This window comes from Pseudovibrio sp. SCP20 (genome assembly GCF_057774105.1).
Genome location: NZ_JBYMDH010000006.1, coordinates 193031 through 217333, shown reverse-complemented (window position 1 = coordinate 217333; position 24303 = coordinate 193031). Strand labels below are relative to the sequence as shown.

Here is a 24303-nt window from a genome sequence, read left to right as displayed (position 1 = left end):
ATCCTTCCAATGGTATGAGGCGCTGGCAATCACGAAATCTGAAGTGTGGTTGCCAACCCGAAATCTTTTATCTGACGAAGTTTTCTCGAAGCTGACCGCGATACTGAGTAAAAATGCTGCGAGAATTCTTCCGCCCCGGCCTCAAGCTCTTCACAGCTCATGTTTTTTGGTTGGTAGACGGCGTGGGCGCCATCGTATTCACCCCAGTTGTCAGAGAGTAATCTGTCTTCCTGTTCCAGCTGTTTGTAGAAGCGTGAACCAGGGAACGGAATGGCAATGGCTGGGGCAGTAATATCGACCCCTATCTCATGGTAGAACTTGGCGGTTTCGATGAAAATTTCTGGTGTATGTTCGTCAAAGCCAAAAATTGCTGTGGTGTCGACAATAATACCATGTGCATGAATGTTAGAAATTTGAGATTTTAAGTTTTCAGGTTTCACAAAACCCTTTCCGGCACGCTTAAGAGCTGCTTTGGATGGGGTTTCTATTCCAATCAGCAAGTACTTCGCACCGGAGCGGGCAGCTGCTTCGAGAAGTTCCGGGTCATCTGCTATGCGAATAGTGGTCTCACCAGCCCATCTAATCTTGAGCGGTTCTAACGCTTTGAACAGCTCCAGAGCGTAGTCGCGATCCTCGGTCAGGTGGTCTGCGTGCAGCTCCACCCAATCCGTTTCCATTTCAGAAATCTCATTAATAATGTCTGGAATAGGCCGGTAGCGGGTTTTTCCGAGCATGCCGGGGATGAGGCAGAAGCTGCAATTGTGTTTACAGCCACGGCTCACCAGTACAGACCACTCCCAATTGTACTGCTCAGCCGTGATGAGGTGGCGTGGATACGGGTTGAGTTTGGACATGTCGGCATAGGTGCCGGTGTATCTTGGTTTGAGGTCGCGGTTCTGGGCGTCCTGCAGCAGCTCGTCCCAGATGTTTTCGCATTCACCTGTCATCACTGCATCTGCGTATTCGCTGGCTTCATCCGGCATGAAGGTGGCGTGGAGGCCGCCGATCACAACCTGACTGCCTTTTTCCGAGAAAGCTGAGGCGAGCTCGTAGCCTCGGTTGGCGTCCGGCGTTGCGAAGAAAAGCACCACGAGGTCAGCGGTCACCTTGCGGGGATCGACCATCTTGATGGTTTCGTCATGCATCTCCAGCTGAAAATGGCGGGGGGTTGCTGCCGCAGCTGAGAAGATGGACTGAGGCGGGCCTCCACGCGCTTTCTTGTAATCTTTAAAGTAGCTCGGTGCAGATGCTTTGATGAGACAGATCTTCATTGCCAACCTCATGTGTTTGTTTTGAGTAAACTGTCATAAATGACAATTTATGGCAAGAGGAATTTTTACGAGGTATTACCACGTTGAAATTGCGTGATTAATTCAGGTTCTGGTTAGTTCTTACCGAAAGATGAAACATCAAATCTTTGCACATCGCGTAGGAGTTTGATGAACTCCTGAGAGGCGTGTGTGAGGGATGCCTGACCTTTCTCTGCAGTGGCAAGGGCCGCGTTGCCGAGGGCTCCGGTTTTGTTCAGATCTTCGCTCATCCAGCCATATTGATGGCGACCATGGGCGCGTAGGTAAGCATCGTTTTTGATGTGGTCGGTTTGAGTGGAGGTGAAGTCTGTTGCCTGATCCATGCGCACCAGATCCGGGCGAAGAGCCAGCATGATGGATGTTTCGATGTCACCGCCATGAATGCCGTAGGTGAACTCTTCCTCAGAGAAGAGACCTTCCGGTTGCCCGAAGCGGAGCCAGCTGGATTCCACGGCGAGCATGTTGTGTTTAAGACGCAGGTCGCGGGTGATGATGTCCATTAGTGGTGAGTTGCCACCGTGGGAGTTGGCCAGCACCAGCTTGCGGATGCCTGCTCTGGCGACACATTCCCCAATCTCAATCCAGGCTTTGACAGCGGTTTCCCATGTAAGGCTGAGCGTGCCGGGGAATGAGTGATGCTCGTCTGACTTGCCGACAGCTTGAACGGGCAGGAATGTGACTGGCAGATCATCGGGCAACAGCTCAACCGTGCGAGTGACTTGCCCTTCCGCGATGCAGGTGTCCGTGTAGACCGGCAGGTGAGGGCCATGCTGCTCAATCGCCGCAATCGGCAACACCGCGATCCAGTCGCTGGTGTCATTCTCAGAGAAGTCAGTCGTTGTCATCTCATGCCAAAAACGGCGGGGCAGGGCGCTCATGTGGTTTTCCGGTGTTTGTTGTCTTGGCGCGCAGAGTAACGCGTCGGAGCGCAGACGTCATGGGGGAAGGCGCGGGATGCTCTGGTTTTTCAGAGGTAGTGGGTAGGCAGGCGTTTACTCTGGTGATTGGCTGTTGGGGCTAGTGGCTCACGCGGAGAGCAATGCCCCGTCCTTCTTGGTGGCTAACAATAAGAAGGAGAAGCCGATTATGTTTTCCAGAAAGACACGAAAAGGACTGCTCGGCGGTGTTGCACTGGCGCTGGCTGGGTTGATGGCTGGTGAGGCTGGGGCAGATGATGCAGCATTGGCATCTGGCAAAAATCGCGCCCTGTTGATTGATCAGCGCATTTGTAAAAATGTGAATGTGGCGATTGCCATCGAATGGGCGAGAAAAAACAACTACGGATCAGACATTTTTTATATGACTCCTGAAGGTGCGTTCTACGGTGTAAACACCGGGAAATACATGCACGACTACAAAGACTTTATGGTGTTGTCTCATGGTAGTCCTAAGACGATCGGTGGTATTCCAAACAAGACTTTTGCCGAGCATTTCTATTTGACACAGGATGAAGCCCCAAACAGTATGTTCTTTAAATCCTGTAGTTCTGCTGTAGCCCCAGATGGAAAGCCAAGCCTGCTTCGCTATATGCAACAACAGTTCAAAAATTCTGAAGGTTGGACTGAAGGTACCAAGGGGATTGGTGTGTTGTCAGGTGCGCCAGGTCCATGTCAGCTAGTCCCTCAAGCTGTGATGAGGTATGCCGGTGCAGAAGTGCGAACAGGTGCAGAGCGGAAAACTTTACTTGATTTTGACGCCATTGCTGATCCCATTGTTCGCAACGCGTTTCAGACGGTTCCAAAGAAAACCATCCGAGAGAATATCACCGATAAATGGAATGCTAGTGGCGTTTTTGCTAACGGCAAGGACTTTAAGGCGACATGTGAGGTTCTTATAGCAAATGTGAAAAATAAGCGCACTGAGTTGCTGGAGTTTATCGAAGACGCCATCATAGAGTTTGGACAGGAAGATCAGATCCCTGACAACTCTTTGGCAAACATGCTAACTAACTATTCTTATTCCAAAGGTGGTGTTGCCAATGTGAACTGCGGTCGGACTGCTGATTGTCCTTCTAACGAATAGCAGAGAAACCCAGATGGACTTGCGTTTTGAGTTGCTCAGAGCGCAAGTCTTCCGTACCGTCCGTGCTTTGGCGACCTTACATGAGATCGCTTTATGTCTGATAGCAAAGAATATCTGATTGTTGGTACGCACTCCCCCCTCCTATCCCTAAACAACATCTCCAAGACCTTCGACAATGGCACCACCGCTATCGATGGGTTCGACTTGGATGTGAGAGCGGGGGAGTTTTTGAGTATTCTTGGGCCGTCAGGGTGTGGGAAGTCTACTATTCTGCGGCTCATTTCTGGGTTGGAGGAGCCAAGCTCAGGCGAGATTGTCCGGTCTGGACAGGGTGAGGTTGGGTTTGTGTTTCAGGAACCGACCTTGCTGCCGTGGGCGAGTACCTTTGAGAATGTCTATTGGCCGTTGAAGGTGAAGGGTGTTTCCAAGCGTGATGCGAAGGATCGCGTTGAGGAAGCGCTGGAGATGGTTGGGCTTTCCAATTTTGCAACGCATATGCCCTCTGAGCTTTCTGGCGGCATGAAGATGCGAGTTTCCATCGCGCGGGCTCTTGTCACCAAGCCGAAGCTGTTACTGATGGATGAGCCGTTTGCGGCGCTGGACGAGATTACCCGTAACAAGCTGAATGACGATCTGCTTGAGCTGAAATCCACCTATGACTGGACCATTCTGTTTGTGACGCACTCTGTTTATGAGAGCGTGTTCCTGTCCTCCCGTATTGTGGTGATGGCCGCTGGGCCGGGGCGGATTACCCACGACATGACGTTGGATGCATCTTACCCCCGCTCACTGAATTACCGGATGGAATCACAGTACGCGGCGTATTGCCGTGAAGCGGTGGATGCTTTGGAACAGGCGATGGGACACCGGATAAAAGTATCCGCGTAACCTCAAAAATCCCACTGAGTAGAACTTAAAGAGCTTATTCGCCTAAGAAATCTCATTAGGTCACTAAATAATTATCGAACTGTCATCTGAGTTATATATTCGGCGGCTATCACTGCTGTACGGCGCCTTTTTTCGGGCGTTTTACGTTGATCGGGACAGCAGCGAGATTAGCCAGACCATGGGTTTCAATTTTAAAAAGAGCACGACTTTTCGTCTTGCTCAAGCCGCGAAAGCGCAGCGGGCGCGTTCTGGGGCACACTTATCGCGCATTGGATTGCATCCGGGGCAGGAAGCGGTTCTGAAGGTTTTGAGCGAGACAGATGGCAAGACCATGAGCCAGCTGGCGTTGGCGCTTGGTGTACAGCCTCCGACAGTTACGAAGATGGTGACACGTCTGACTGCGCAAGGGCTTGTGTTTCGTCGGATCTCCGAAACTGATGGCCGGCTTGCGAGAGTGTTTCTGAGTGAAGAAGGCCGTGAGCGGATTTTGCAGGTCGACCGTGCATGGAAGCGGCTTGAGAAAGAAGCGCTGGCTGGCATGGATGACAAGGACCGCAAGAAGCTGCGTCGTTTGTTGCGTCAGGTTGAGAAGAACCTTTCTGCCAGCTTTGAAGATGATCCGGATCTGGAAGATGAGCTGGAGAATGAAGACAAAACTGCTGAAGCGCAGGCAGAAAAGAAAGTAGAGCTGGAAGCGGCTGATTGAGCTGACGGCTTCAGGCCTGCGCATTGAACACAGGCCTTTATATTTTATAGATTTAGAGCATGCTTGCGTTCATTTGCATTCACGCCCCATACTCTAACTTCTTTATTTTGAGCGAATTCTTGTCGTTTGATTGAACTCAATCAAACGGAACGCACTCTAAGCGTCCCGGCAAAGAAACAGCAGATCTGTATCTGGTGTTTCCAGTCCGAACTGGGTGAGCAGGGTTGTTATCTGCCCCCGGTGGTGGGTTTGGTGGTTGAAAAAATGCAGCACCAGATCCCCGAAGTTTTTCGTCGCTGGTATGCCCTTCATGTTGGCATATGAAAGAGCCTCGTCTGCCTCAGATGGGGTGATGTCCCCTGCAAATTCTTCAATGATTTCATCCAGACTCTGACGTGCTGCTTTCAGGTCCTCCCAGTCTTCAAAAGGGATGGACGTGAGCGCTGTTGGGACCGGAAATCCCTCTAGTTTCTGCAGGCTTTTGTAGCTTGGTGAGTGCTGGGCGAAGCGGCGCAACCATGTGAGATCTCCCACCACGATATGATTGAAGGTTGCAAAGATGGATTGGAAAAATGCGCCGCGATCTTCCTTCAGCTGCTCCTCACTGAGTTGCTCCGCACATGTGTAGAGCCGGGTGTTCATCCAGGTGTTGTATTGGGCGAGCAATTTGAAGTCGGAATACATATTCTGAAACCTACCAATGCGATTATGAGTTATCGGCAAATATATCAGGATGTCTGATGGGTTTAACAAGTGACTGAAACTTGAGAATTCATAATGAATTCTCTTTGTTGGCAGTCTGGAGTATTGCTATTTGCTAATGTTGCTGTGCATAAGTGCTTAAGAATACAAAACGGATCCGGCTGGATATGCGAGGACATCAGCATTGAGCGGCACTGGTAAACCATTGAGATTAGGCGATCTTGCTGAGAAACTGGGTGTTTCGACGGCTACAGTTTCCTTGGCTCTGAGAGATTCTCCTTTAATCGCTAAAGCCACCAAAGCGCGGGTGAAAGCCTATGCTGAGGAAGTGGGCTATATCTATAACCGCTCGGCAGCATCTTTGCGGACATCTCAATCCAACATGATTGGGGTGGCGGTTCACGATATTCTCAATCCTTACTTTGCTGAGGTGTTTCGTGGGCTGGAAGAAACGTTGGCGCAGCACAACAAGACCATCCTGATCTGTAATCACCGTGATATTGTGGAGCGTCAGAAGCATTTCACGGACACGCTGCTGCAGCACCGCGTGGATGGGCTTATTCTTTGCGCTTCTGTTGGCACCACAGAGAAGGATATCAACTCAATCGTGCGGCAGGGCGTGCCGGTGACGTTGGTGTGCCGGGATGTGGCTGGTGCGGATGCACCTTGTGTTCGCGGGGATGACTTTCTTGGCTCCTATCGCATTACGAAGCATCTGATTGAGCAGGGGCATACGCAGATTGCAATGGTTGGTGGTCGGCGTGGCAGTTCTGCAGGCCGGGACAGAAACCGTGGTTGGCGCTCGGCTTTGGAAGATGCGGGCATCAATGCGGATGACCAGATGGATATTCCAGAGCTGATGACGCAGGATGATGGCCGGTCTGTTGCCAGGCAGATTGTTGAGGCAGACCCGAAGCCAACGGCTGTGGTGTGCTTTAATGACCTTGTTGCGCTGGGCGTGATGAGTGCTGTGCGGCGACTCGGTGTGGAGCCGGGGCCAGAGCTGGCGATTGTTGGCTATGATGACACCGACGGCACCGAAAATCGTACGCCCGCTTTGACCACTGTGGACAATGGCGCGAGCACCATCGGTGTAAAGGCTGCAGAGCTCATGCTTTCGCAGATGAAAGGCGAAAAGCTTAATAGTGAGTTGATGTTAATTGAGCCGAAGCTGCGCATTCGCGAGAGTGCTCCGCCACCGGGTGAGCGCCTTGTTTCCGTGGATGGGTTGTGAGCGAATCCTGAGTAACTGACCTTTGAAATGGTGTGGTGGCCGCGTGATCGTGAAACTGCCGCATTGAAACTCTATGTTTACTATGCCGCGCTTATCTAAGCGGCATCTTGTATTGCGTTTCGGAGTTTCACCATGGTCAGTTTCCGCGGTAGTGTTGAAGATCATAAAGACCTGAAGATGTTCGGCTTTTTCACGCTGGCCATGACTTGTTTGGTGCTGCTCGTCGGTTAATCAATCAAACGACTCATCTGTTTCGATTAAGGAACGCTCTTGAATGAGCGCTCCCTTTGTTGGCTTGGTGTTTAGCCGATATTCCTGATATTCAAGTTGCCGCCCTGAATGCGGATAATGTGCTTGCCGTCGCCTGTATCGTTGCTGACAGGAGGCTGGTTGTTGTTGCGTTGTCTGATCAGGTCGCGCAGGCGGTTGTAGCCGTTGGTGAGCGCTCCGCCGGTGTTTCTCCATTCATCCGTTGCCCCAAATAAAATGGCTTCGTCGAAATTGGCAGAGTTTTCTTGCAGGCGCAGGCTGTCGATGTAAGCGAAGACTGTGTCTGCATCTGCAGCGTTGAAGATCTGCAGATTGGCTGGCGCAACATAAGGGATTTGCTGGCCGTACATGACGAGATGAGCAGCCATGAAGCGATTGCCAACACGGACCGCGACGCCGATGCAGGAGTTCAATGTCGTTGTGATTGCATAATCGAGCAGGCCGGTTGGGCTGGCAAACTCCTGCTCAGCCAATGCCTGGGGGTTGCAGGCCTGGTTCATAACGTACGCCATTTCGTCTTCCTTGTTTGTTGTTGTTTTGAATGCGGGAAGGGCCGCTGACCTTAGAAGACGAAGAGGCGGTTGATTTGTGAAGCAAATCACCTAAAGCGGATGTGCTTTGCACTTCATGTAAATAATAACTAGTATATAATTTGATTTATTTTAGATTGTATCTGTACTTAACAAGTAATGCGTGTATTTGTTTTTGTGTTAAATCCATGAATAATTTATGTTTTTAGAGCTGTTATCTCTCGCTTAGTTTCTTGTTAACCTTGAGTTAACTGATTGCGCCCAGAATCTGAACATAAAACAGATCCTGGAGGCTGTTCGCATGCATGGGATTTTGAGAAAAACAGTAGTAATGGCTGGCGCAACCCTGGCGTTTGCTGGCTTAGGCGTCCTTTCCAGTCAGGCCAGCGTGATTTCCGGTCACTGGTCCATTTCTGATGCATTGTCATCCAAAACCTGTTCTGCGCAACTGGAGACGGAGCCAGCTGCGAGCGGGTATGGCAATGCGTTCAAGACAACCAACTGTCAGGGGCTTTATGCGCCGATCTCCAAAGCCACGGCGTGGCAGTGGAGCTATGAAGAAGGTTTGTCTCTTCTGGATGCCGAAGGGCAGGTGGTGCTTCAGTTCGATATTGACGAACTGGATGGCTTAACCTCCGTTGGTCCGTCCTCGCTGTTTCTCATCATGCAGCCAGTGCATCATGACAGCAAAGCTTCCGACCTTTCCGAGCTGATCGAAAAAGCCATCGTGGTAACAGCGCAGCGCTAAAATCTAGCTTTTGTGGGTGCCCAAAAAGTCGGCCACGCGGTCTAATGCGCGGCTGATGTTTTCCTCTGAGTTGGCATAGGAAAAGCGCAGATAACCTTCTCCCAAAACGCCGAAATCAGGTCCGCCGATGAGAGCGACACCAGCTTCCTCCAACAGAGCTGATGCCAGAGGTTTGGCTTGCCAGCCGGTTTCCTTGATGTTCGGGAAAGCGTAGAAGGCGCCTTTGGGTGTTTTACAGGAGATGCCGGGGAGGGCGTTGAGGCCTTCCACCACCAGTTTGCGCCTGCTGTCGAAGGCTTGCATCATCTGATCAACTGCATCCTGTGGCCCTTCAATTGCGGCGATGCCAGCGTATTGGCTGGGTGTGTTGACGCAGGACCAGCAGTTCACGGCTAGTTTGCGGGCTTTGTCGATGAGAGATGATGGCCAGACGGAATAGCCCATGCGCCAACCAGTCATGGCCCATGTTTTGGACCAGCCGTTGAGCAGGATGAGCTGATCTTTCAGCAGCTCAAATTCCAGCAAGGATGTATGTTTGAGCCCGTCATAGGTCATGCGGGAATAGATCTCATCTGAAAGCACGGGCAGGTTTGGATGGCGTTCTAAGCCTTCGACCAGTTTCTCAATCTCTGAACGTGGTGTAACTCCGCCTGTTGGGTTGGCTGGGGAGTTGAGGATGAGAAGGGCTGTGCGTTTATTGATGAGATTCAGGGTTTCCTCGGCTGAGAAGGCGAAGTCGTTTTCCTCGCGGATTGGCACCGGGATGGGGGTGGCGCCCGTGAACTCGATCATGGAACGATAGATCGGGAAGCCGGGATCCGGGTAGAGGATCTCTTTGCCGGGTTCTCCAAACATCAGGATAGCCATGAACATGGTGACCTTGCCGCCGGGGACAACCATGATGTTGTCAGGAGAGACGCTTATGCCTGTTTCCGCATGAAGGCTTGAGGCAATGGTTTCGCGTAGTGGGAGAATACCGGTGGCGCCTGTGTAGCCGTGGTGTCCGTCGCGCAGGGCTTTGACGGCTGCTTCCACGATGTGTTCCGGTGTTTGGAAATCAGGCTGCCCGATGCCGAGGTTGATGATGTCGCGGCCTTGTTGGGCAAGCTCTGTGGCACGTGCCAAAACGGCGAATGCGTTTTCATCTCCGATGCGGTCAAACGCTTCTACGGTTTTCAGCATGATGGTCGGCCTCCCAGTCTCCCAAAACAATCGGCTGGATGGTAGGGGATGGAAGCGATTGAATGCAAACAGAAAATAGTAGAGTGGGTTGAGCCGCTTGCGATTGCTCGTGCCCGCTTCGCTCATCGATGTTGGCTTCTTGCTTCTGTCAAATAACGGGCCTAGGATCTCCATGTATTTTGATTGGAGATTTTTATGAGTAGCCTTCGTGTGCCTGAGGCAATCAGGTCTATGGGTGTTTTCCAGTTTGTGACAAGAAGCCCGGCGCGCACATTTGTGACAATGGCGATCCTGATTTCGATTTATCTGTTTTTCTTCTCCCCCCTGCTGAACAGCAGCATGCCGATTGCGATCAGCGTTGTGGTGTTTTTTATCGTCTTCTGCATTGTTTTCCTGCTTGTTCTGGAGCTTCGGTACAAGCTGGGGCTGTGATCCCCGTTAAGAGGTATCGGCCAATTCCTGGGGGACAGGAACCCGGATATCAAACAATCAGCAGCTAGGGTCTTTTGCTGGCAGATCAACTGTCTATATTGAGGGCACGAAATTATCGTGCCAGCTGATTGCGAGCGCACGCCCATCCAAGGAGACGTAAATGTCCGAGGCTGCTGATAGCCGTATTCCTGTTACCGTGCTGACCGGGTATCTGGGCGCAGGTAAAACCACCTTGTTGAACCGTATTCTGAGTGAAAACCACGGCACGCGCTATGCTGTGATCGTCAATGAATTCGGTGAAATCGGTATCGACAATGACCTTCTCGTTGAGTCTGACGAGGAAGTCTATGAAATGAACAATGGCTGCATCTGCTGTACTGTTCGTGGCGATCTGATCCGTACCGTTGAGAACCTGATGAAGCGCAAGGGTGCGTTCGACGCGATTATCGTGGAGACCACCGGTGTTGCTGATCCTGCTCCCGTGGCGCAGACGTTCTTCATGGATGATGATGTGCGTGAAGCGGCGAAGCTGGATGCTGTGGTTGCTGTTGTTGATGCGCGCCACGTTCAGCAGCGCTTGAAAGACACCAAGGAAGCTGAAGACCAGATCGCGTTTTCTGACGTGATTTTGCTGAACAAGACCGACCTTGTTTCTGCTGAGGAACTTGTTGGTGTTGAAGCGGCGATCCGCAAGATCAATCCATATGCGAAGATCCACCACACAGAGCGTTGCCAGATTGAGATCGGTGATGTTCTGGATCGTGGTGCATTCGAGTTGGATCGTATTCTGGATCTGGACCCGGAATTCCTGAAGAAAGCCGAGCACGCGCATGATCATGAGTGTGGTCCGGATTGCGATCACGATCATCACCATCACGGGCATGACCACGGCCACGCACATGACCACGATCATCCTGACCATGAATGCGGCCCGGATTGTGATCATGACCATGAAGACACGCACTCTGTGAAGTCCTTCTCCTTCACTGCAGGTGATCTGGAGCCGAAGGTGTTCTTCGACTGGATCAATCAGGTAACCCAGATTCAGGGTCCGAATATCCTGCGTATGAAGGGTATTTTGGCCTTTAAAGATGATCCGCAGCGTTATGTGGTGCAGGGTATCCATATGATTGTGGAAGGCAACCACCAGCGTGACTGGAAAGACGATGAGAAGCGTGAGAGCCGCATCGTGTTCATCGGTCGTGAGCTGGATGGTGCAGCGCTGAAGACTGCGTTTGAAGCTTGTGTTGCGGAGTAAGTTCTGGTGCCTGTAACTGCTCCTCTTGATACCGACGGTTTTGTTGTTTCGGCAACCTTCCTCGGAGACGTAGCGGCCTTTGCCAGTGGTGAAGGTTCTGTTTTTTTTGCTGGTGGGCCGGAGACGCAAACTCCGGTTCACAAAAACGGTTTGCTCTGTGCAACGCCTTCACTGGATGGCAAGTCTCTGATCACCGGTGGTGGTGATGGGAAGATCTGCAAGGTCAGTGCTGATGGCAGTGTTGAAGAGCTTGCAGAACAGCCTCGCAAGTGGATCGACATTATCGCTGCTGGTCCGCAGGACAGTGTGGCGTTTGCCTCTGGCCGTACGGCATGGGTTCGCCTGAAAACAGGTGAGATCAAAGAGTTTCAGCTGCCACGTGCGTTTGCAGGTTTGGCTTTTGCGCCAAAGGGTATGCGCCTTGCTGCGTCCCGTTATGACGGGGTAACGCTGTTTTGGGTGAATGCGGCTGGTGATCCGCAGGAGCTGAGCTGGAAAGGTGCACATGGTCATGTGACTTACTCTCCAGATGGCAAGTACCTTGTGACCACCATGCAGGAGAACGCTCTGCACGGATGGCGTCTGGCTGACAGTCAGGACATGCGGATGACTGGTTATCCGGCCAAGGTGAAGTCTGTGAGCTGGTCTGCAAAGGGCAAGTATCTGGCGACATCCGGTGCGCAGGCTGCGATCCTGTGGCCATTCATGGGTAAGTCTGGCCCAATGGGGCAGGCGCCTCTGGAGCTGGGTGTGCGTGGCGACAGCATGGTGACAACTGTTTGCTGCCATCCGCAGGAAGAGATGCTGGCGATTGGCTATCAGGATGGCATGGTGATGGCTGTGCGGTTCTCTGATAATGCCGAGGTTCTGCTGCGCCGTCCGGGTGCTGGTCCTGTTTCTGCGCTTGCGTGGGATAAGAAGGGCGATCGTCTGGCGTTTGGTACAGAAGAAGGTGCTGCTGGAGTGATCACTCTGCTGGATTAATTTGGGTGTGGGAGGTTTGCGATGATGTTTGCAAGAGTACTGACGCTTGGCGTTGCGCTTGTAAGCGGCACTGTGACCTCTCAGCTTCCTGAGTTTGCTCAGCAATACCGACAGCGCATGGGCGGTGCCATTGATGCGCTGGAGGAAGTGAAAGCCGACTTTGTTGCGGATGCAGCTGCCACCAATCGGAGCATTTCAGAGGCTCTGGCTCATATGGCGCAGAGCGCGGATGAGTTTGTACAGTTGCGCGGCACAAGCATCGAGCGGTCTCTGGATCGGCTTGAGGCGTTGAAAGACCAGCAACTGGCGATGGCGACCGCCGCTGCATTTGAGCGTGTCTGGATCTTCATGAAGGAACCGGACACCAAACTTTCCAAAGCAACCTGGGAAGATTTTGAGCCAGCCGTACCAGTGACCGTTGAAGGCGGCGTATTGGCCGGGCTTGGCTTCGCGGCAGGTTTGTTTATGTTGCGTCTGGCTGGGCTTGGTGGACGCGTGAGACGCCGGCGGAAACGCCAGTTAAAACCGCAGACCAATGCACAGTGACGACTGCCACTCAAGAGGTTTGACCGATGGATTCCATCACACGAATTAGATGTTTTTTGCAGGTGGTCGAAAGCGGTGGCTTTTCAGCAGCGGCGCGAGACATGGGGCGCTCTAAAGCCCTGATCTCCAAATATGTGAGCGAGCTGGAAGATGAGCTGGGCGTTCGTCTGCTCAACAGAACTACACGCCAGATTTCTTTGACACAGGTTGGAGAAGCTTACTTCCGTGAAGCGGGTGAGTTGTTGCAGCGCTTTGATGATCTGAAAGACGCTGTGCAGCAGGATCACCGGGAGGTGCGCGGCAGGTTGCGGTTGAGTGCGCCACGGTCTTTTTCTGAAGCAACGCTGGGCAGGGTGCTAGCTTCCTTCCTGCAGGAACATCCGCGGGTTGAGCTGGATATTGAGATGGAAGATCGCTTCGTCGACATTGTTGAGGAAGGGTATGACGTAGCCATCCGCGTGGCTGAGCTTGAAGATTCCAGCCTGATTGCCCGCAAGATCCGTGATGTGCGTGTGGTGGTTTGTGCTTCTCCCGCTTACTGGGAAGCGCACGGGATGCCGGAGAAGCCGGGTGATCTGGCCAACATGCCGTGCATCATCGATACCAACTACAAGCACAAGACCAACTGGATGTTCCTTGAGAACGGGGAGCGGTTCTCCGTTCCTGTCAAAGGCCCCATGCATGTGAACAGTGCGAAGACAGCCGTTGCTGCTGCTCTGGCCGGTCTGGGTGTTGTTCGGTTGCCGATCTTTTATGTGCTGGAAGAGTTGATGTCAGGTCAGTTGATACCGGCATTAGAAGACTGCGAAGTGCCAGGACCTGCGATGTATGCTGTTTACCCGCATCGCCGCCACCTTTCGGCGAAAGTGCGTGCGTTTGTTGACTACATGGTCAACTGGCATAAGCAACTGGAGCAGCACGGTGACTGCCCCAAGATGCTTGATGGGCCTGTTCCTAAAGAGGGCTGAGTTCGCTCTCTTAGTTAAGCCGGATTGTGGTGGTGCTGGAAGCGCTCTTCTGCCAACTCATCTGCGATGATGTTGGTTGGGCGTTTCTCTGCGTCTGCTCTCTCGAAGATCTGAGTGAGCGTGTTGCCGATAGCGAGTGTCTTCTGGCGGACGATTGTGTCTGATGCGCCAGGCTCTCCCAATGCAACGGAGATCACGCCGCCTGCGTTGATGGCGTAGTCCGGTGCGTAGAGGATGCCACGCTTCATGAGAGCTGCACCGTCTTCTGGAGTTTCCAGCTGGTTGTTTGCGGCGCCTGCGACGACAGCTGCTTTCAGCTGAGGAATGGTGTCAGCGTTCAAGCCACCACCCAGAGCACATGGAGCGAAGATGTCCGCTTCTACGAGGTGTGCGTCATCCGGAGATACGCTGGAAGCTCCGAGTTCTTCAATTGCGCGCTGAACAGCCGGGTCGTAGATGTCGGAGACAATAAGGCGTGCGCCTGCTTCGTGGAGCTGGCGGGCAACGTCATAGCCCACATGACCGAGGCCCTTCAGGGATACGGTGAGGCCGGTGAGATCTTCAGAACCGAACTTGTGTTTGGCAGCGGCTTGGATGCCGACGAAGGTGCCGAGCGCGGTGTACGGAGATGGGTCACCGAAGCCGGTTGCTTCTGTGCCGCGTGCGAACTGGGTCTGGCTGCCGATGATTTCCATATCGTCAGAGCTGATGCCCACGTCTTCTGCGGTGATGTAGCTGCCGGAAAGGCGGTTGATGTGTCTGCCGAACGCTCTGAGAAGCTCAGGGGTCTTGTCAGTGCGTGGGTTTGCGATGATGACTGACTTTCCTCCTCCCAAAGCAAGGTCAGCCAACGCGTTTTTGTAGGTCATGCCTTTGGAAAGGCGGAGAACATCAGTCAGTGCTTCATTTGCGCTTGCATAGTTCCACATGCGGCAACCGCCCAGACCAGGACCGCGATTGGTGTTGTGAACCGCGATGATTGCTTTCAGCCCTGTTTCGTTGTCTGTTGCAAATACGATTTGCTCGTGGCCAGCGAACTCTGGATGATCCAATGGGGTCATGTAGGTATCGATCGTTATTTTATTATGCAATGGCACGTTCATTCAGCCCTCCCAAACGAAATTGAACAAGAAGCGTTGCGGGGATATTGGTTTATTCTTAAAGCAATATCCGGTTTATTTCGTAGGTGATGAGCATCAAATTCGGAAGAATTATCCGAATGGTTCTAAATTGCGGGAAAATCGTATCTCAGGATCTTCAATAATTGGGTCTTGAATTTGCCGTTATTTTATTACACTTGTCGTGTCGGGTTCTCATATATTGTTAAGGCGCCATGTCTGATAAGCTTCTACGGTTTTTGACCGCATTTTGCATGCTGTTGGTATTTCTGTTGCCTTCTCAACAGGTTGCCGCTCATCCGCACATGTTTGTGCAAGCGCGTGCCGAACTGGTTTTCGATGATGATGGGTATTTGACTCACATTCGGCACAAGTGGCTGTTCGATGATCTGTACACGGCTTATGCGGTGCAGGGGCTGGATGCGAACCAGAATGGATTTTTCGAAAAAGACGAGTTGGCGGAACTGGCCAAGATCAATATTCAGGGTCTGGGCGAATACGGCTACTTCACCTTTGGCGATGACAGTCAAACGGAGATAGATTTTACCGAGCCGTTTGAGCCTTCCATGAAGATGATCAAGGTGGCTTTTGATGACTACTGGCTGATCAGTGATGAAGACAAAGCAGCGATTGCTGAAGATATTGCCAGTGGGCGTAGTCAGCCGGATACCAGCCCTGTTTCACTGGTCGAGCTGAGCTTTACGCTTCCTTTGAAAAAGAAGGTCAAAGCGGATAAGCCGATTACGCTCGATGTGTATGACCCAACCTACTACATCGATTTCAAATGGCCGAAGTCTGGTCTGGCTGTGACGCTGAGCAATGCTCCGGGCAAATGTTCTGTTGAGCTGGTGCATCCGCCGGAACTAGATGGGCAGATTGCTGCACAGTTGGCGACGATTGGTGCTGATCAGAGAAACGTGCCTGAGGAGCTGCAGAGCTACACACAGGCGCTGGTCAATCAGGTAATTGTATCCTGTGATGGCGCAGCTGTGGCTGCTGCCTCTGACGGCGGCAACACCAAGTTTATCTCCGAGATCACGCCTGAACCGGCTGAAAGCGCACCAGAGACGGCTGCGGACGCTGTTGCTGCGTTGGCGCAGGGCGGTGAGCCGATGGCTCTGTCGACGGCTTCTGAGCGTCTAAGCGCTGATGAGGCGGCTGCAGAGGTGCGTGGTCCTGACATGAACATCTTCCAGCAGGGCATGGCGACGATCACACGACTGCAGAACGAGTTCTATCTGAAGCTGACAAGTGCGCTTAGAAACTTCCGCAGCAATCCATCTGCTGGCTGGCTGCTGATGCTGATCAGCTTTGCGTATGGTGTGTTCCATGCAGCTGGGCCGGGTCATGGTAAGGCGGTTATCTCCTCTTATGTGATTGCGGATGAGCAGACCTTAAAGAAGGGGATTGCTCTGTCCTTCGCTTCTGCCTTTGCGCAGGCCGTGACGGCGATTGCTTTGGTTGGCGGGGCAGGGGTGCTGTTGCATCTGACGAGTACGGCGATCAACTCAACAGCGCGTTGGTTTGAGCTGGGGTCTTATGTGCTGGTCTTCCTGCTTGGTCTCTACCTTGTCTGGCAGCGCGTTCTGAAGCCTTGGTTTGGTAAGAAGCCGGCTTCCAGTTGCGGGCACTCGCACAATCACGACCACAGCCATCACCACCATGACCACGATCATCATCACGACCATGCGCACGAAGGTCATGGAGAGATTTGCTCCAGTTGCGGGCATGCGCATGCGCCGGATCCGAAACTGGTCCAAAACTCAACAATGACGCTGACCAGTATCTGGTCCATTATTCTGGCTGTTGGGCTACGTCCATGTACCGGAGCGCTGATCGTGCTGGCCTTTGCCTTCTCGCAGGGCATGATCTGGGCTGGGGTGGCTTCTACGCTTGTGATGGCTCTTGGAACGGGAATTACCGTTTCCATTCTGGCGAGCCTTGCTGTGCTTTCCCGTGATGTTGCTCTGCGCATCTGGGGGGCTGATAGTCAGGCTGGTACGGTCATCCTGCGCGGCTTTGAAGTGGTTGGTGCGCTGACCATTCTGCTGATGGGAACGCTGATGCTGATTGCTGGTCTCAATGGTGGCGCAACGGCAGGTCTGTTCTAGAATAAGGCGATTTTTGGAAGAATCGCTCTCGAAATGCCCTTGAAAATTGCTTCGAGGCAATTTCGTAGCGAAGATTTCGAAGAAATTCGCGCTATCGTTAATGCGCGAAGGTGTGAATTTTTACACCTTCGCGGTCTACCCAAATCTCACTCTCCGATCCGCTGGTGTTTCTTAGCTGTCTTTGTTCCACAAAAAGAGGCTGGGCAGAGCCTGATTCCGTGGTTTTGACGTGTGGTGATGAGTTTGGGTGGTTCAGTGTAGAATTTGCGCATTCTGAAGATTAGTTTCATCTAAATTATTGTATTTTAAAGCATCTGCTGGCTGGCCTGCGAAGTTGCCCAGAAAAACTGCAGGAAATTCACTGTTGAGAATTAGGTCAAGTCCACTGACTTATTAACATTGAAATAAAAGGCTATGAATTTTGAAATACGAGGTCGATTATTAGTCCTTTGGGGCGGGATTTCCTAAAAATGTTTCGATAGTTACGTTGCGGTTGGTTTCGGTTGAAAACGTATTGATGAGGTACGCTCAGTTGATCCAAGAATAATTAATTTGTCCAATACGATGCAGATTTCCTTGTATTTTCACGTAGTTTTAGGGTTATAAGAAGTTGGTCATGTTGTCGCAGAGATCTCAGAGGACGAGTTTCGTTTCTGCGGAGGCATAAAGAGATTTGATTTAAGAAGCTCTTGGGAGGAGTTTTTATGGACCGCCGTAGTTTTCTGAAAAATGCTGGTTTGGCAGGCGCAACCGCTGGCGCAGCTACTCTTGCAGCTCCTGCGCTCGCATCTGGCAAGCGCGAACTGAAAATGGTCACCACCTGGCCAAAGAACTTCCCGGGTCTTGGTACCGGCGCACAGCGCATCGCTGACCGCATCACTGCTGCAAGTGAAGGTCAGCTGACTGTTAAGCTGTTCGCTGCTGGTGAACTCGTTCCTGCATTTGAGAGCTTCGATGCTGTTTCCAACGGTACAGCTGACATGTACCACGCTGCTGACTACTACTGGCTCGGCAAGCACAAAGCATTCGGTTTCTTCACCGCAGTTCCAATGGGTATGACTGCTGCTGAGCTGGAAGCATGGATGCACTTCGGTGGCGGTCAGGAGCTCTGGGATGAGCTGGCTGGTCAGTTCAACGTTAAGTCCTTCCTGGCAGGTAACACCGGTCTTCAGGCAGGTGGCTGGTTCAACAAAGAGATCAACTCTCTTGAAGACCTCAAAGGCCTGAAAATGCGTATGCCTGGTCTGGGTGGTGAAGTTCTTCGCCGTCTTGGTGCATCTGCTGTTGCACTGCCTGGCTCCGAAATCTTCCCAGCACTGCAGTCTGGCGCGATCGACGCGACCGAGTGGGTTGGTGCATGGAACGACATGGCATTCGGCTTCTACAAAGTTGCTAAGTACTACTACACCAAAGGCTTCCATGAGCCAGGTGCTGGTCTGTCCTTCGGCATGAACAAAGGTGTTTGGGAAAGCTTCACACCTGGTCAGCAGGAGTTGATCCGTTCTGCATGTATGGCAGAGAACAACTACATGTTCGCTGAGTACAACCACAACAACGGCGCTGCTCTGGAAACTCTTCTGACCAAGCACAACGTTCAGGTTCGTGACTTCTCTGACGACGTGTTCGATGCAATCGGCCGTAAAGCTGAAGAAGTTGTTGCGGAAGTGGCTGAGACAGATGACATCTCCAAGCGCATCTACGAAAGCTATGTTAAGTCTCGTAAAGAAACCTCTGCATGGTCCAGCCTTGCTGAGCGTAACTACCTGACTGCTCGCGATCGTATCCTGGGCTAATTTTTCTTAATGCTGCACGAGCTCTCCGCAATCCTTGCGGGGAGCTTTTCTTTCAAAAATTCTATCCTGGCCTTTGGGGCCCAATAATAATCCTAGAGGCTTGGTTTAGACCAAGACGAAGAGGCGGGCATGCGCGCCCTAATGAACCTGATTACCTCAGTCAATGGCGGCATCGGCAAGACCTGCGCCTGGCTGTCTCTGGGCATTGTGCTTGTCCAGTTTACAGTGGTGGTGATGAGATACGTTTTTGGTATCGGCTCCATCTGGATGCAAGAATCCATCACCTACATGCACGGTTTCCTATTCATGTTGGCTGCTGCTTATACGCTTAGCGTTGATGGGCACGTGCGCGTTGATATCTTCTATCGAGATGCTCGCCCACGCATCAAAGCAGTGATTGATCTGATCGGTTCGGTCTTCTTTCTGCTGCCGATGTGTGCAGTGATTGTCTACTGGTCATGGGGGTATGTGGCCAGCTCATGGGCAATCTGGGAAGGCTCTCAGGAAGCCTCCGGTATTCAGGGGCGTTATCTTCTGAAGAGTGCGATCATCGCCTTTGCCGTTCTCGTCTCCCTACAGGGTGTTGCCATTATTATTCGCAGTGTTCTTGCCCTTGGCGGTGACAAGAAGGCACTCGACTCATTCCGTCAGATTCAGGAGTAAACGGAGATGGATGGATTTCTTCATACTCTTGATATTTTGATGTTTGCGGTTGCCTGTATTTGTTTGCTTGCGGGCTTCCCTGTTGCATTTACGCTTGCTGGTGTTGCGCTTATCTTCGCTCTGATCGCGTCGTTCTTTGGCGGTAGCGTGACACTTGGTGCGATTCCAAGCCGTATTTTCGGCACCATGTCCAACGAGACCCTGATTGCGGTTCCACTCTTCATCTTCATGGGTGTGATGCTGGAACGCTCCAAGGTGGCTGAAGAGCTGCTGGAGACTATGGGTCGTCTGTTCGGCCGTATGCCGGGTGGTCTGGGCATCTCCGTGACAATCGTGGGTGCGCTGCTTGCAGCTTCTACCGGTATCGTGGGCGCGACTGTTGTGACCATGGGTCTGCTTTCCCTGCCAACAATGCTGCGTAATGGCTACAGCCCGCGCATCGCGTGTGGTTCGATTGCGGCTTCCGGTACTCTGGGACAGATCATTCCACCATCTATCGTGCTTGTGTTCCTGGCTGATCAGCTGTCCAACGGCTATCAGATCGCACAGCGTGAGATGGGCAACTTTGCTCCGGAACCATTCTCTGTTGGTGACTTGTTTGCGGGTGCGCTTATTCCTGGCATGGTGTTGGTTGGTCTGTATCTCTGCTACCAGCTGTTTGTTGCGTTTACACAGCCGCATAAGTCACCACCAATGCGGGATGATGGAACTGACGGACCAACTCTCAGTCAGGTTCTTCATGCGCTTGTTCCGCCAATTGCGCTTATTATTGCGGTGCTTGGCTCAATTCTGGCTGGTATTGCAACTCCAACTGAAGCAGCTGCTGTGGGTGCTGTGGGTGCGTTGTTGCTGGCCGGTTACCGCATGAACGAAGAGAAGCCTTGGCCGGTTTATCTGGCGGTTCTTTCTCTGATCGTGATGCTGGGTCTGACAAGCTTCATGGATCTGCGTGTTGCGCGTAACGAGATTCCAACTGGCGATATGGTTGGTATCTGGGTTGCGAGTGCTGCCTGTGCGATTCTTGCTTACGGCCTTTTGGTTTCGCTGTACCGCGTGATGGCCAAGAAGGTTCTGGTTCCGGTGATGCAGTCCACCACACAGATTACCTGTATGGTGTTCGTGATCCTGATCGGTGCGACTTTCTTCTCTCTGATCTTCCGTGATCTGGGTGGTGAAGAGCTGGTGAAGGAAGCGCTGACTGGTCTGCCGGGTGGTGCACTGGGCGCTATCATCGCTGTTATGCTGGTGATGTTCGTCCTCGGCTTCTTCCTGGACTTCCTGGAAATCGTGTTCGTTGTGGTTCCACTCGTTGCACCAATTCTGCTGCAGCTTGAGATGCCTAACGGTGAACCGATGCACCCTGCATGGCTTGGTGTGATGATGGCTGTGAACCTGCAGACATCGTTCCTGACGCCTCCGTTCGGCTTTGCGCTGTTCTATCTGCGTGGTGTGGCTCCACCGTCCGTGAAGACCACGGATATCTACTTCGGTATCATCCCGTTTGTGCTCATCCAGATCCTGATGCTGGTGATCCTGTGGTACCTGCCAGAACTTGCAACCTGGCTGCCTAAAGTTATCTACGGCTGATAGTAGTAATAGATTAGTATATGTAAGGGGCGCGAGTATTCGCGCCCCTTTTTTGTTGCAGTGCGGATAACCAAAAGTAGTGATTCTTTTTTGACTTAGCCCAATGTTCTACAAAAAGGAATTGAAACTTAATCGAAAGTATTGGCTATTGATTTACCTAGCGTATTTCGCTTATGCGTGACCAATATATTGCATGTATACCTTAGTATAGATATTTTCTAATGTAACTCGTTGAAATATCACAGTTTTGCATTGCACAAGTGCCGCAGGTTGCAATGCGCAACGAATAAAACCAATTAAAAAAGTTTTCGTATCTTGCTAAGACTTAGCTCAGGGAGGAACTCGCAGGTGGAGGACTTGCGAGGCGGGGCTATTAGTCTTTCGTATTTCCTCAGAGTAAACAGGCAGACCAAAGGCACAAGTGTGTGGCCTTTGGCGAGAGGTGATTCAAAGATGCAGGTGCCTCCGTCAGCGGGTATGGATACATTTCCGCAGTTGCTTATTCGGAATGCGCGGGATTGGGGGGATCGCCCCGCGTATCGCGAGAAGGACCTCGGGATCTGGCAGAGCTGGACCTGGCTTGAAGTCCTTGAGGAAGTTCGCAAGCTCTCACTGGGGTTGAAAAGCCTTGGATGTAAAGAGGGCGACAAAGTTGCGGTGATTGGTGCAAACCGTCCGCATCTTTATTGGGTTTTTGCAGCAGTGCAGGCGTTGGGTGGTATTCCGATCCCAGTTTATGCCGACTCCGTGGCTGAAGAGATTGCTTATGTTCTCGGCCACGCTGAAGTGCGTTTTGCAGTTGCTGAAGATCAGGAGCAGGTTGATAAGCTGATCGACATGTCCGAGAAGCTGCCGCTGCTCGAGCATATCATTTACGAAGATCCAAAGGGTCTTCGCGATTACGATCACACTCGCCTGCACCGTTACAAGACAGTTCAGGATGCTGGTCAAGCTCTGCTCGACAATGACGAGAAGCTGGCTGATGAGTGGTTTGAAGCGGTCAAAGGTGGCAAGCGTGAAGACGTTGCCGTGATCCTTTACACCTCTGGTACGACGGGTCGTCCTAAAGGTGTGATGCTGACCTTCAATAACCTGATGGTTTCCGTTCAGAACGCGAACAAGTTCGATAATCTGGATGAGAATGCAGACACCGTTGCTTACCTGCCTATGGCATGGGTTGGTGACCACGTGTTCTCGTATGCCCAGTGTATTACGGCTGGTTACTGCGTGAACTGTCCTGAGGGTCCTGAAACAGTTTCCATCGACCGTAAGGAAATTGCTCCGACTTATATGTTCGCACCACCGCGCGTGTTTGAGGGGATGCTGACGCACATCATGGTTCGCATGGAAGATGCGGGCACCATGAAGAAGAAGCTGTTCGACTACTTCCTCGACTACGCAAACAAGGTCGGTGAGCGCATTCTGAATGGTGAGAGTGTCTCTCTGTTCGAGCGCATGAAGTATGCTGTTGGCGAGTTCTGCGTTTACGGTCCACTGAAGAACGAGATGGGTTTCTCCCGCGTTCGTGTTGCTTATACCGCTGGTGAAGCGATTGGTCCTGAGATCTTCAAGTTCTACCGCTCCATCGGTCTGAACCTGAAGCAGCTCTATGGTCAGACGGAATCTTCCGTGTTCATCACCTCGCAGCCTGACGGCCAGATTTATGCTGATACCGTTGGTGTGCCTATGCAGGATGTTGAGGTGCGGATCGCTGATAGTGGTGAGGTCATGTACCGTTCACCAGGCGCGTTCCTTGGCTATTACAAGAACGATGACGCGACCAAAGACACCAAGACCGAAGACGGCTGGGTGCACACTGGTGATGCAGGTATGTTCCTTGAGAATGGCCACCTGAAGATCATCGACCGTGCAAAGGACGTGGGCAAGCTGAACGACGGCTCCATGTTCGCGCCGAAGTACATCGAGAACAAGCTGAAGTTCTTCCCGAACATCAAAGAGGCTGTGACCTTTGGCAATGAGCGGGACTACGTTTGTGCCTTCGTGAACATCGATCTTGTCGCGGTTGGTAACTGGGCAGAGCGTAACAACATTGCTTACGCGTCCTATCAGGAACTGGCAGCGCATCCTGAGGTTTACAAGACCATTCAGAGCCATGTGGATCAGGTGAACAAGGATCTTGCCGAAGAGCCGATGATGGCTGGTGCTCAGATCAAGCGCTTCCTGGTTCTGCATAAGGAGCTGGATCCGGATGATGGCGAACTGACACGTACCCAGAAGGTCCGTCGTAACTTCGTTGCTGACCGTTATGCGCCGCTGATTGAAGCGTTCTATGCCGGTGAGACTTCCAAACATGTGGTGACCGAAGTGACCTTCGAAGACGGTCGTCAGGGTACGATCGAAGCCACCGTCGAGATCCGTGACATGGAAACTTATAATAGTAAGGCAATGTCCGCGATTGGGGAGGCGGCAGAATGACTGTAATGGATCCAACGCTCGAAGAGGTCAAAAGAAAGGCCGAGGAGCGCGAGGTTCTGCTGGATCTTGAGAACGTTTCTCTCTCCTTTGGCGGTGTTAAAGCAATCACGAATATCTCCTTCAACATCAAGAAGGGGGAAATTCGCGCAATCATTGGTCCTAACGGCGCGGGCAAGACGTCCATGCTCAACGTGATCAATGGTTTCTATCAGCCACAGGAAGGTGTGATCACCTTTAATGGCGAAAAGCGTAAGTCCATGAAGCCGCACCTTGCGGTTAGTCAGGGCATCGCTCGAACCTTCCAGAACGTTGCTTTGTTTAAGGGCATGTCCACGCTGGATAACATCATGGCCGGACGTGCAACGCGGATGAAGCAGAACATGTTCTGGCAGATGCTCTACTGGGGCCCTGCGCAGCGGGAAGAAATTGAGCACCGTAAGAAGGTCGAGGAAATCATCGACTTTCTCGAAATCCAGCATATCCGTCGCACACCTGTGGGGACGCTTCCATACGGCTTGCAAAAGCGCGTTGAGCTTGCCCGAGCGTTGGCGATGGAGCCTGAACTGCTGCTGCTCGATGAGCCGATGGCAGGGATGAACCTGGAAGAGAAAGAGGACATGAGCCGCTTCATTCTGGATGTGAATGATCAGCTCGGCACCACGATTGCTCTGATTGAGCATGACATGGGTGTTGTGATGGACCTTTCCGACCGTGTCGTTGTTCTGGACTATGGCCGCAAGATCGCTGATGGCGTGCCGGATGAAGTGCAGAGCAACCAGGAAGTTATTGATGCCTATCTTGGCGTGTCACACTAG

At 52.1% G+C, this 24303-nt stretch carries 22 protein-coding genes; 16 read left to right on the top strand and 6 right to left on the bottom strand.

What is annotated here, in order from left to right:
• Positions 1-29: 29 nt before the first annotated feature.
• Positions 30-1271 carry a B12-binding domain-containing radical SAM protein gene (locus AC3CB2_RS21405; RefSeq protein ID WP_352936265.1) on the bottom strand — a complete coding sequence of 414 codons (1242 nt, stop codon included), beginning with the start codon at positions 1269-1271 and terminating at the stop codon, positions 30-32.
• A 113-nt stretch (positions 1272-1384) separates the two neighbouring features.
• Positions 1385-2188: a creatininase family protein gene (locus AC3CB2_RS21400; protein WP_352936263.1), complete on the bottom strand. Its 804-nt coding sequence runs from the start codon at positions 2186-2188 to the stop codon at positions 1385-1387.
• 208 nt (positions 2189-2396) lie between these two features.
• Between AC3CB2_RS21400 and AC3CB2_RS21395 the strand changes: the two genes are divergently transcribed.
• From AC3CB2_RS21395 to AC3CB2_RS21385, 3 genes are all read left to right on the top strand, one after another.
• Positions 2397-3332, top strand: coding sequence for a hypothetical protein (locus AC3CB2_RS21395; protein WP_352936261.1), 936 nt, complete (start codon positions 2397-2399; stop codon positions 3330-3332).
• Positions 3333-3425: 93 nt separating this feature from the next.
• Entirely contained in the window at positions 3426-4220 is a 795-nt protein-coding gene (locus tag AC3CB2_RS21390) for an ABC transporter ATP-binding protein (protein ID WP_352936259.1), read from the top strand.
• 178 nt (positions 4221-4398) lie between these two features.
• Complete coding sequence (locus AC3CB2_RS21385) at positions 4399-4926, top strand: MarR family winged helix-turn-helix transcriptional regulator (protein WP_008551675.1); 528 nt, start codon at positions 4399-4401, stop codon at positions 4924-4926.
• A gap of 156 nt (positions 4927-5082) precedes the next feature.
• Here AC3CB2_RS21385 and AC3CB2_RS21380 read toward each other — a convergent pair whose 3' ends face one another.
• On the bottom strand, positions 5083-5610 hold the full coding sequence (locus AC3CB2_RS21380; protein WP_352936257.1) for a DinB family protein: 528 nt from the start codon (positions 5608-5610) through the stop codon (positions 5083-5085).
• A gap of 202 nt (positions 5611-5812) precedes the next feature.
• On the opposite strand from AC3CB2_RS21380, the gene AC3CB2_RS21375 reads away from it, so the two are divergent.
• The gene (locus AC3CB2_RS21375) at positions 5813-6862 is read left to right on the top strand and encodes a LacI family DNA-binding transcriptional regulator (protein ID WP_008551321.1); all 1050 of its coding nucleotides are present in this window, start codon (positions 5813-5815) and stop codon (positions 6860-6862) included.
• A gap of 302 nt (positions 6863-7164) precedes the next feature.
• On the opposite strand, the gene AC3CB2_RS21370 is transcribed toward AC3CB2_RS21375, so the two are convergent.
• The gene (locus AC3CB2_RS21370; protein ID WP_352936255.1) at positions 7165-7644 is read right to left on the bottom strand and encodes a hypothetical protein; all 480 of its coding nucleotides are present in this window, start codon (positions 7642-7644) and stop codon (positions 7165-7167) included.
• Positions 7645-7993: 349 nt separating this feature from the next.
• On the opposite strand from AC3CB2_RS21370, the gene AC3CB2_RS21365 reads away from it, so the two are divergent.
• Complete coding sequence (locus AC3CB2_RS21365; protein WP_014287048.1) at positions 7994-8410, top strand: AprI/Inh family metalloprotease inhibitor; 417 nt, start codon at positions 7994-7996, stop codon at positions 8408-8410.
• A gap of 3 nt (positions 8411-8413) precedes the next feature.
• Here the strand turns inward: AC3CB2_RS21365 and AC3CB2_RS21360 are convergent, their stop codons facing one another.
• Positions 8414-9592 (bottom strand): pyridoxal phosphate-dependent aminotransferase, encoded by a 1179-nt coding sequence (locus AC3CB2_RS21360; protein ID WP_352936459.1) that lies wholly within the window; start codon positions 9590-9592, stop codon positions 8414-8416.
• A 195-nt stretch (positions 9593-9787) separates the two neighbouring features.
• On the opposite strand from AC3CB2_RS21360, the gene AC3CB2_RS21355 reads away from it, so the two are divergent.
• The 5 genes from AC3CB2_RS21355 to AC3CB2_RS21335 all read left to right on the top strand — a co-directional run bounded on the left by AC3CB2_RS21355 (position 9788) and on the right by AC3CB2_RS21335 (position 13780).
• Positions 9788-10024, top strand: coding sequence for a hypothetical protein (locus AC3CB2_RS21355; RefSeq protein WP_352936253.1), 237 nt, complete (start codon positions 9788-9790; stop codon positions 10022-10024).
• Positions 10025-10184: 160 nt separating this feature from the next.
• Positions 10185-11282: a CobW family GTP-binding protein gene (locus AC3CB2_RS21350; protein ID WP_008551310.1), complete on the top strand. Its 1098-nt coding sequence runs from the start codon at positions 10185-10187 to the stop codon at positions 11280-11282.
• A 6-nt stretch (positions 11283-11288) separates the two neighbouring features.
• The gene (locus AC3CB2_RS21345; RefSeq protein WP_014287044.1) at positions 11289-12266 is read left to right on the top strand and encodes a WD40 repeat domain-containing protein; all 978 of its coding nucleotides are present in this window, start codon (positions 11289-11291) and stop codon (positions 12264-12266) included.
• Positions 12267-12287: 21 nt separating this feature from the next.
• Entirely contained in the window at positions 12288-12812 is a 525-nt protein-coding gene (locus AC3CB2_RS21340) for a DUF2937 family protein (protein WP_352936251.1), read from the top strand.
• 26 nt (positions 12813-12838) lie between these two features.
• Entirely contained in the window at positions 12839-13780 is a 942-nt protein-coding gene (locus tag AC3CB2_RS21335; protein ID WP_008551573.1) for a LysR family transcriptional regulator, read from the top strand.
• A gap of 14 nt (positions 13781-13794) precedes the next feature.
• On the opposite strand, the gene AC3CB2_RS21330 is transcribed toward AC3CB2_RS21335, so the two are convergent.
• On the bottom strand, positions 13795-14883 hold the full coding sequence (locus AC3CB2_RS21330; protein ID WP_352936249.1) for a Glu/Leu/Phe/Val family dehydrogenase: 1089 nt from the start codon (positions 14881-14883) through the stop codon (positions 13795-13797).
• Between the two features lie 230 nt (positions 14884-15113).
• On the opposite strand from AC3CB2_RS21330, the gene AC3CB2_RS21325 reads away from it, so the two are divergent.
• From AC3CB2_RS21325 to AC3CB2_RS21300, 6 genes are all read left to right on the top strand, one after another.
• Positions 15114-17009: a HoxN/HupN/NixA family nickel/cobalt transporter gene (locus AC3CB2_RS21325; RefSeq protein WP_352936247.1), complete on the top strand. Its 1896-nt coding sequence runs from the start codon at positions 15114-15116 to the stop codon at positions 17007-17009.
• A gap of 704 nt (positions 17010-17713) precedes the next feature.
• Positions 17714-18802: a TRAP transporter substrate-binding protein gene (locus tag AC3CB2_RS21320; protein WP_008551339.1), complete on the top strand. Its 1089-nt coding sequence runs from the start codon at positions 17714-17716 to the stop codon at positions 18800-18802.
• Between the two features lie 129 nt (positions 18803-18931).
• Positions 18932-19465: a TRAP transporter small permease subunit gene (locus AC3CB2_RS21315; protein WP_008551693.1), complete on the top strand. Its 534-nt coding sequence runs from the start codon at positions 18932-18934 to the stop codon at positions 19463-19465.
• Between the two features lie 6 nt (positions 19466-19471).
• A complete protein-coding gene (locus tag AC3CB2_RS21310) occupies positions 19472-21052 on the top strand; it encodes a TRAP transporter large permease (RefSeq protein WP_008551314.1) in 1581 nt (526 codons plus the stop codon).
• Positions 21053-21505: 453 nt separating this feature from the next.
• A complete protein-coding gene (locus AC3CB2_RS21305; RefSeq protein WP_054783525.1) occupies positions 21506-23488 on the top strand; it encodes an AMP-dependent synthetase/ligase in 1983 nt (660 codons plus the stop codon).
• A 5-nt stretch (positions 23489-23493) separates the two neighbouring features.
• Positions 23494-24303 carry an ABC transporter ATP-binding protein gene (locus AC3CB2_RS21300; RefSeq protein ID WP_037037744.1) on the top strand — a complete coding sequence of 270 codons (810 nt, stop codon included), beginning with the start codon at positions 23494-23496 and terminating at the stop codon, positions 24301-24303.

Excerpts from the sequence above, each read along its gene's own strand:
- AC3CB2_RS21315 (WP_008551693.1), top strand. The coding sequence starts at position 18,932 with ATGCGCGCCCTAATGAACCTGATTACCTCAGTCAATGGCGGCATCGGC.
- AC3CB2_RS21405 (WP_352936265.1), bottom strand. The coding sequence starts at position 1,271 with ATGAAGATCTGTCTCATCAAAGCATCTGCACCGAGCTACTTTAAAGAT.
- AC3CB2_RS21390 (WP_352936259.1), top strand. The coding sequence starts at position 3,426 with ATGTCTGATAGCAAAGAATATCTGATTGTTGGTACGCACTCCCCCCTC.
- AC3CB2_RS21320 (WP_008551339.1), top strand. The coding sequence starts at position 17,714 with ATGGACCGCCGTAGTTTTCTGAAAAATGCTGGTTTGGCAGGCGCAACC.
- AC3CB2_RS21350 (WP_008551310.1), top strand. The coding sequence starts at position 10,185 with ATGTCCGAGGCTGCTGATAGCCGTATTCCTGTTACCGTGCTGACCGGG.
- AC3CB2_RS21300 (WP_037037744.1), top strand. The coding sequence starts at position 23,494 with ATGGATCCAACGCTCGAAGAGGTCAAAAGAAAGGCCGAGGAGCGCGAG.
- AC3CB2_RS21325 (WP_352936247.1), top strand. The coding sequence starts at position 15,114 with ATGTCTGATAAGCTTCTACGGTTTTTGACCGCATTTTGCATGCTGTTG.
- AC3CB2_RS21340 (WP_352936251.1), top strand. The coding sequence starts at position 12,288 with ATGATGTTTGCAAGAGTACTGACGCTTGGCGTTGCGCTTGTAAGCGGC.
- AC3CB2_RS21380 (WP_352936257.1), bottom strand. The coding sequence starts at position 5,610 with ATGTATTCCGACTTCAAATTGCTCGCCCAATACAACACCTGGATGAAC.
- AC3CB2_RS21360 (WP_352936459.1), bottom strand. The coding sequence starts at position 9,592 with ATGCTGAAAACCGTAGAAGCGTTTGACCGCATCGGAGATGAAAACGCA.
- AC3CB2_RS21370 (WP_352936255.1), bottom strand. The coding sequence starts at position 7,644 with ATGGCGTACGTTATGAACCAGGCCTGCAACCCCCAGGCATTGGCTGAG.
- AC3CB2_RS21365 (WP_014287048.1), top strand. The coding sequence starts at position 7,994 with ATGGCTGGCGCAACCCTGGCGTTTGCTGGCTTAGGCGTCCTTTCCAGT.
- AC3CB2_RS21305 (WP_054783525.1), top strand. The coding sequence starts at position 21,506 with ATGCAGGTGCCTCCGTCAGCGGGTATGGATACATTTCCGCAGTTGCTT.
- AC3CB2_RS21310 (WP_008551314.1), top strand. The coding sequence starts at position 19,472 with ATGGATGGATTTCTTCATACTCTTGATATTTTGATGTTTGCGGTTGCC.
- AC3CB2_RS21330 (WP_352936249.1), bottom strand. The coding sequence starts at position 14,883 with ATGAACGTGCCATTGCATAATAAAATAACGATCGATACCTACATGACC.
- AC3CB2_RS21355 (WP_352936253.1), top strand. The coding sequence starts at position 9,788 with ATGAGTAGCCTTCGTGTGCCTGAGGCAATCAGGTCTATGGGTGTTTTC.
- AC3CB2_RS21395 (WP_352936261.1), top strand. The coding sequence starts at position 2,397 with ATGTTTTCCAGAAAGACACGAAAAGGACTGCTCGGCGGTGTTGCACTG.
- AC3CB2_RS21400 (WP_352936263.1), bottom strand. The coding sequence starts at position 2,188 with ATGAGCGCCCTGCCCCGCCGTTTTTGGCATGAGATGACAACGACTGAC.
- AC3CB2_RS21335 (WP_008551573.1), top strand. The coding sequence starts at position 12,839 with ATGGATTCCATCACACGAATTAGATGTTTTTTGCAGGTGGTCGAAAGC.
- AC3CB2_RS21385 (WP_008551675.1), top strand. The coding sequence starts at position 4,399 with ATGGGTTTCAATTTTAAAAAGAGCACGACTTTTCGTCTTGCTCAAGCC.